Raw genomic sequence first — 8028 nt, 5'->3', positions numbered from 1 at the left:
AAAAAGTCGATGGTTTAACGATTTCGCTGAGGTGTATCGCGAGATGGCAGAATTTTCACTAGTGAAAAAGTCGATGGTTTAACAGTTTCTCTGAGATATACCGTGAGATGTCAGAATTTTCACTAGTGAAAAAATCGCTGGTTTAACAGTTTCGCTGAGATATAGCGCGAGATGGCAGAATTTTCACTAGTGAAAAAGTCGATGGTTTAACGATTTCGCTGAGGTGTATCGCGAGATGGCAGAATTTTCACTAGTGAAAAAGTCGATGGCTTAACAGTTTCTCTGAGATATACCGTGAGATGGCAGAATTTTCACTAGTGAAAAATTCAGCGGCTTAAACAATTCCTGAGTGATGTCTAAATTAGGCTATATAAAAAGGCAAGGGAAAACCCATGCCTTTTTAGTTACTTATACCATCCATCAGCCAATACTTCTGCTTGATCCAGAACCAGCTTAATCGCCTCTTCAGCCGCATCAGGTGGGTATTTCCAGCGACGCAGTAAACGACGCACAAGGTTACGCATCCGTGCACGCACGCTTTCTCGTTTCTGCCAATCTACAGTAGCGGACTTACGCAGTTGGTGAGTGAGTTCAATGGCTAGTTGGCGTAGGTTGTCATCGCCTAACGTTCGCACGGAAGCCTCGTTCGTGACCAATGCACGGTAAAACGCAATTTCATCAGTGGAAAGCCCCAGCTTTTCCATCATCTCAGCGTCAGCCTGCATCTCTTTAGCCCACTGGATCAACTCTTCAATCACCTGCGCGGTTTCAATGTTGCGATTATGATATTTCTGCAAAGTCGACATAATACGGTCGGAATATTTCTTTTCCTGCACTACATCGTTTTTCATTCTTGCTTTCACTTCGTCGCGCAGCAGCTTTTCTAGCAGTTCTACGGCTAAATTCTTCTCTTTCATATTGGCGACATCTTCCAAAAACTCAGGAGAGAGCAAGCCAATATTGGGCTTATCTAAGCCAACGGTTTTGAATATGTCATCGACTCCATCTGCCACAATTGCATTGTTGAGGATCTGGCGCAAAGCAGAGTTGCGTAGTTCGTCGCTGCGTTTTTTGTCAACCGTAGAATGTTTTAGGAATGCTGTTTTAATCGCTCCATAAAACGCAATTTCGCTCTTATAGCCGTCCACTTCATCCAAGGTATTACACAGAGAGAAGGCTTTCATAAGCGCTGCCATGACATCAAGAAAACGGCGTTTGCCATCACGAACTTCTTCGCCTTTGCTGTTGCGGTGTGAGAGACCAGATATATGGTTCACGGCTCCCGGAAGCAGTTGCAGTGGTTTGGTTTCAAAATCTGGACGATAGTTTAATACATCACCATCGACGGGAGTGGCAAACATGCCGCGAATCACGTCTATTTTTTCCATGAAGACAGCGAAAGCTTCGGCGGTGTCGACGGTAGGCTGACCTTTCCCTTGACTGTTGGTATAGGTCTTAAGTGCGTTTTTAAGCTCATTGGCAATACCAATATAGTCAACCACTAAACCTCCGGGCTTATCCTTAAACACACGATTCACACGCGCTATCGCCTGCATCAGGTTATGGCCTTTCATTGGCTTGTCGATATACATGGTATGACAGCAAGGCGCATCAAAACCTGTTAACCACATATCTCGCACAATCACCAGTTGCAATTCGTCATCGGTATCCTTGTAGCGTTTCTCGAAAAGCTTCTTGGTCTTCTTATCATGGATATGAGGCTGCATTTTTGCTTTATCAGCGGCGCTGCCTGTCATAACAATTTTGATCGCGCCTTTGTTTGGATCATCGCTATGCCATTCGGGTTTGATAGCCACAATGGCATCGTATAAATCCACACAAATCTCGCGGCTCATGGCAACGATCATTGCCTTGCCCGGAAAGGTTTCACAACGAGTCGTAAAATGCTCTACCAAATCTTGGGCAACTTGTTTTATTCGCGGCTCCGCACCAACTAGTTTCTCAAGTGCTGACCACTGTGATTTTATTTTCTCGCGACTTTCCGTTTCTTCGTCTTCGCCAATTTCCTCTTCGACCTGATCGTTAAGTGCTTCGATTTCATCTTGATTAATATCGAGCTTGGCTAAGCGAGATTCATAATAAATCGGCACTGTCGCGCCGTCATCGACCGCGTCTTGAATATCGTAGATAGAAACATAATCACCAAAGACACCGCGAGTATCTTTATCGTCCATCGATATCGGTGTACCTGTAAAACCAATAAAAGCGGCATTTGGCAGCGCGTCACGCATGTATTTGGAGTAACCATAAACATAACGCTGATCAATCACATTGCCATCTTCGTCTTTAACATCTACTAGGCGAGCTTTGTTGCCATACTGGCTACGGTGTGCCTCATCGGACACCACCACGATATTCGAGCGTTCAGAAAGGGTAGGATGCGCCATTTCTTCGTCGAGTAAAGCAAACTTCTGTACAGTAGTGAAGATGATGCCACCGGACTGACGATTAAGAAGTAAATCGCGCAATGAGTCACGGTCTTCTGCCTGCTGAGGAATCTGTTTTAGCGTTTCTTGCGCCATCGTAAAGGTGTTAAATAGCTGGCCATCTAGGTCATTACGGTCAGTCACCACTACTAAGGTTGGGTTATTCATTTCTGGTTGTTGCAACAATTTACTTGCGTAACAGACCATCGAAATGCTTTTTCCACTTCCCTGAGTATGCCAAACCACGCCCGCTTTTTTACTTCCGGGCACCACGGTATTGGCGTAATTTGCCCGTGGCTCAGTAATTTGGTCAGACGTTGTGGCAGCCGTGACGGTTGCCTTAACAGCAGCTCGGACGGCATGGAATTGGTGATAACCTGCGATTTTTTTGATGATCTTGTCGCCATCATTTTCGAACAACACAAAGTAACGAATATAATCGAGCAACAGTTCAGGCTTAAAGAAGCCACGCACCATGGTCTCTAATTGGAATTCGAGTAACGGCTTATCGTCTTCGTCCTCGATGGTTTTCCATGGCAAAAAGCGCTCTTTATTAGCCGTTAACGAGCCGACTCGCGCCGTCCAGCCATCAGAAATGACCAGCGCTTCATTGAACACAAAGAGATCAGCGATTTCTTCTTTGTAAGTTTGGATTTGATTGTAAGCGTTCCAAATATCGGAGTGGTCATCGGCAGGGTTTTTCAGTTCTATCACTGCCAAAGGCAAGCCATTGATAAATGCCACGACATCAGGCCTGCGATTGACCTTGGTGCCTGTAATGGTGAACTGATTGACCACTAAGAATTCGTTATTCTCATGGTTCTCAAAATCAATTAAGCGAACATGAGTATGCTTGCTCACCCATTGTTCTTGCTCCATTACCGAGTATTCAACAGGTACACCTTCGATTAAATATTGGTGAAAGAGTTTGTTGTTTTTAATCAGTACAGGCGTTTGCGGCGTGGCAACGGTTTTCGCTACTTCGATTAAGGTGTCACTGGGTACAGTAGGATTCAACGTTTCTAATGCTGACACTAAACGTGCTTGTAGCGTGACCTGCTGATAGTTTTCACGCTCGGGTGTGTCGCCATCCGGTGCGATGTCATAGCCATTTTTGTATTGGTAGCCAAGCTCTTTAAACCAATCAAGGCATTGTTGTTCTAGCTGGTCTTCTGTGATCATACATTTTCCTCATGCCGGAGATGCATTTCTTTGCAAAAGAGAACAAATGAATCGCAATTAAGAAGTACTTGCTGAAGTTCGCTCATCTGCTTAAAGAAGGTCTCACTTTGCTGTTCAAGCGTTACCGCATTGCCAATAAAATCAGAGAGGGTGCGGTAAAAAACGAGCGGGTGCCATGGATTTTCGTTCTTGTTCTCAGTAATTCGGTCACTTAAATACCACCCCATTGGCGGAGTAAGTCCACTAACCAGTGTTTTATAATGAGCACTAGTTTCAATTACGGCATGTAGAGGCTTATCAATATCCATAATCAAGACTGCTAATGGTTCGTTCGGCATAAGGCTGTTCATTCCATGATCCTCTCCCTCAATAAGAAAGCCACAGAAAATTCCCGGACTCCATCCCCCTTCTTCATACTCTTTAGCAACATTATTAAACTCTAAACCAATACGCCCCCATGCGTCATACTTGCCATATCGTTCATTAACACCTACTTTGCGTTGCAATGCAGGTCTATTGTATGAAATGTCGCCATCTAATTTCTGAATTGGCCATTCGTCGTTAGCCGTTCTTTGTGCAATATCGAAAAGCTGTTTATCTAACTTTTTAGCATCGTTGTAATAAGAAATGGAGAGAGGGTTAATCGGTGACATATTGATTAATCCATTGCTCTTCAACAAATTAATGAATTCGTCCCTTATCCATTTGTCTTTTTCATCACCACTACTAATTTTTTCAATCTGACCTGCAATTTGATACCAACACAAAGCCAGATCAGGATTTTGTCTATGTTGCCCTCTATGCGCAGTAATCAAGACGAGAACATAGGCTTTACCGAGCTTTTCCTCTGCATATTTACGATAATTATTGAGTTGGCCCTCGTGAAGTTCAGACCAAATCTTATGTTCAAATACAATACAGAATGTTTGATCTTTAGAGTACCAAAGCATATCTGGGTATTTGCCACCAAAATTGACTTGAGTATCTAAATAATTAGAATTGCCAATAAGTGGAAGATGCAGACCTTGCTCCTTTCCCTTCATGTGTACAAAGGTAGCCATAGCATCCCTAACTGCGGAGTCATTACGTAGTAACCAAGCAAAAGCCTCAGTTATAAAGTTTTCTATAGGAGACGTTTGATGGCTTGATGCATATTTACTGACGTTAACAAGTAAACTTTCCATTTTCTCTTATCCCATGATGCCCCAGTACTTATAATGAAGTCTGAGGCTGTTATTATGTTTATTTTTAGCTCTGCTCTCCTAACTCGATTTCGCCGGAAAGCAATTTAGGAAGCAGGGTGTCACGTAGCTCTGATAGTTGGCTATTCTCCCTAAAATTAGATATCCATTTGGCATACAAAGGAGCAACTAATTCTTGATACTTACTAATCAAATCAAATGTGGGAATCACAGTTTTGACCTGTTCAATACCCTTTGAACTAATATTTGGTTGAGCACTACCTTGGGCTGCCCCAACTATTTGCTCAAAAATAGAATCTTTGTTCACTAGGTTGTATGTAAACCAACATGGTTGTGTGCTATCTACCTTTGATTCAAATCGCGCAACTCGCTGATTTAAATAACCATCGCGTCCATCAGAGACATAAATACCACTTTTACCGACAGTAGCACCTGTCATTGCCATGAGTAGATCACCATCAGATAACTTAAAGCGAGAGGCGGTTTTAGCTATATCATCATCGACACACTGGCAATCAGACGTAGTTACAGTACCAGCAGAAGTAATATTTTTAATCTTAATAACGGGGTTGCCTTCATCCACAAACTGTTTGCTTTTAAACGCATAACCACCTTTAGCGGCTGTGACACTTCCTACCGTTCCAGCATCCCAACCTTCAGGTATCAAACCTAATTCACTCTCAACGAACTTTTCGGGGAATAGCGAGGCAGTAGCCGCATCCATACCCTCTGGTTGCTCGCCATTCATTTTAGCTTTGATTGGATCGAAATCGACAAACCACGACTTGAAGATGGCTTGCGCCATTTGTTCAAGGGTATGATTAATCTGAGTATTAACATTTATTTTCTTAGATACACCACTGATGTGATTTACAACTAAATCCCTAGCCTGCTTATCTGCCCATGCTATTGGCAAGTTTGCAACATCACTTAGGTTGAGTGTTGGTTGAGCTGTTGTATTTACCCATGAATTCAAATAGTACCGAACTAACGGGGTTTGCATGGCAATACTTATATATTCTGCGTCAGACTGTACGGGAATAACACCCACAGGCCTTGAACAATTAAATCCTGCATAATCATCTGGTGCTATAGAAACGTTTCCAAAATTCGCGCCGACAAGTGTTAACAAGATTTCTCCGCCTTTCAAGGTTGAACGTTTAAATTTCTCATGAATACTCCGAGCAACCTTGAACGAAATTTCATGCCCCCTTAATCCATCAAGAATATCCCCAGAGTTGACCATCTGTACGCCATTTTCATCATGCTTTCCGGGCTGAACAATACCGTAACAAATACTTCTTTCGTCATTTACTAACTCACCAAGCGCCTTCCAAGACCAGCCTTCAGGTAACTTCGGTAAGTTTGGGGGCAATGAAAACTTACTTTTAGATGCCATAACCTAACTCCGCTAAATTCTTCTTAATCTCGGCTTCTAACATTGCTGATTCAGCAAACTGCTCACTCAGTTTAGCGGTTAGCGCGGCCATTTTTTCACCAAATGGAATGCCATCATCTAGCTCTTCTGTAGCACCAACGTATCGCCCCGGAGTCAATACAAAATCGTGTTTCTTAATCTCTTCCAAAGTTACGGATTTGCAGAAGCCTGCTTGGTCTTCATATGCTACGCCATTAACTTCTTCACCTGTTTTCCAAGAGTGGTAAAGGTCAGCGACTTTCTGAATATCATCACCAGTAAAATCACGTAGTACACGGTCTTTCATATAGCCAAGGTTGCGCGCATCAATAAATAACACTTCACCTTTACGGTCACGCAGCTTACGACCTGATTTATCGGTACGTGCTTTCTTGTTTTTGGTTAAGAACCAGATACAGGCAGGGATCTGGGTGTTGGTAAACAGTTGCCCCGGAAGCGCAACCATACACTCGACCAAATCGTTCTCGACCAAGGTCGCACGAATTTCGCCTTCGTTGTTAGTGGTTGAACTCATCGAACCATTAGCAAGAAGTAAGGCTTGAGAACCATCTGGTGCAAGGTGGTAGAGCATATGCTGTATCCAAGCAAAGTTGGCATTACCTGATGGTGGAGTGCCGTATACCCAGCGAGGATCGTTATCATCGACACCTGTATTCCACTCTTTCATGTTGAAAGGAGGGTTAGCCATGATGAAATCGGCACGTAAATCAGGGTGTTGATCATTGGTGTAGGTACTGGCAGGCTCTTTACCGAAATCGTAATCCAAGCCACGGATTGCCATATTCATCGCAGCAAGCTGCCATGTGGTGTAGTTGTATTCCTGACCGTAAATCGAGATTCTTTGTTTTTGCGTGAGCGGGTCAATCTCTTTTTGGTTAGCACGGCGCTCAATAAACTTCTCTGATTGCACGAAGAAACCGCCCGAACCCATTGCAGGGTCATACACACGGCCTTCAAACGGCTCAATCATCTCAACAATCAGCGAAACAATTGATGCAGGCGTATAGAACTGGCCGCCTTTCTTACCTTCAGCAAGCGCAAATTGGCCTAAGAAGTATTCGTAAATATGACCAAGAATATCTTTGCTGTTGAGCGACTTATGATTAAACGGAATGGTCGCGATTAGGTTAATCAGCTCATTCAGTTTTGCCTGATCAATCTTTAGTGAGGCGTAGTGCTTGTTGAGTACACCTTTTAGCTTCTGGTTGTCGCGCTCAATGCCTTCCAACGCATTATCAATCAGGTGACCAACGGAAGTGATTTTCTTCGTCTTACCATCAATAACCAAGTCCGCACCACCAATGACCATCGGGCCATTGTCTTGCAGGAACTTCCATCGAGATTCAGTAGGCAACCAAAACACGTTTTTCTCTTTGTAGTAATCGCGCTGTTCCAGTTCGATAGCGATTTCTTGTTCAAGTTCGTCAGCCGTGTAACCTTCAGGATCGAGGAAGTACTCGTGATCAGGGTTAGCAAAGTCTTGTTTTAGTTCTTCTTGGCGAAGCGTGAAGGCGTCAGACACGTATTTAACGAATATTAAGCCCAGCACAGCATGTTTGTATTGGGAGGCATCGAGTGACGCACGGAGTTTGTCTGCGGCTGTCCAGAGCTTGCTTTCTAGCTCTTTCAGGAATAGTTGTTCTTGTTCGTTCATTGCTGATTTCTTGAATTCGAAAAATTTACCTTATGATACCAGTAACTAAGCAAACTTCCTTGAGTTCTGCCTTACTTAACAAGGATTTTTATGAAGTAAGGAGCA

General features: G+C 43.4%; 4 protein-coding genes. All 4 read right to left on the bottom strand.

Going from position 1 to position 8028, the window contains the following annotated elements; all coding sequences use genetic code 11:
* Nucleotides 1–404: 404 nt before the first annotated feature.
* Nucleotides 405–3629, bottom strand: coding sequence for a type I restriction endonuclease subunit R (locus R7093_RS01940; protein ID WP_318111989.1), 3225 nt, complete (start codon nt 3627–3629; stop codon nt 405–407).
* The gene (locus R7093_RS01935; protein WP_318111990.1) at nt 3626–4813 is read right to left on the bottom strand and encodes a PD-(D/E)XK nuclease family protein; all 1188 of its coding nucleotides are present in this window, start codon (nt 4811–4813) and stop codon (nt 3626–3628) included. Before R7093_RS01935 ends, R7093_RS01940 begins: the two co-directional genes overlap by 4 nt.
* A gap of 64 nt (nt 4814–4877) precedes the next feature.
* Nucleotides 4878–6230 carry a restriction endonuclease subunit S gene (locus R7093_RS01930; RefSeq protein ID WP_318111991.1) on the bottom strand — a complete coding sequence of 451 codons (1353 nt, stop codon included), beginning with the start codon at nt 6228–6230 and terminating at the stop codon, nt 4878–4880.
* Nucleotides 6220–7923: a class I SAM-dependent DNA methyltransferase gene (locus R7093_RS01925; protein ID WP_318146476.1), complete on the bottom strand. Its 1704-nt coding sequence runs from the start codon at nt 7921–7923 to the stop codon at nt 6220–6222. The genes R7093_RS01930 and R7093_RS01925 overlap by 11 nt, the downstream gene beginning before the upstream one ends.
* Nucleotides 7924–8028 lie beyond the last annotated feature (105 nt).

The organism is Vibrio sp. 1580 (genome assembly GCF_033340055.1).
Note: the sequence above shows the minus strand (reverse complement) of the source record. Positions and strands in the feature narration are given on the sequence as shown.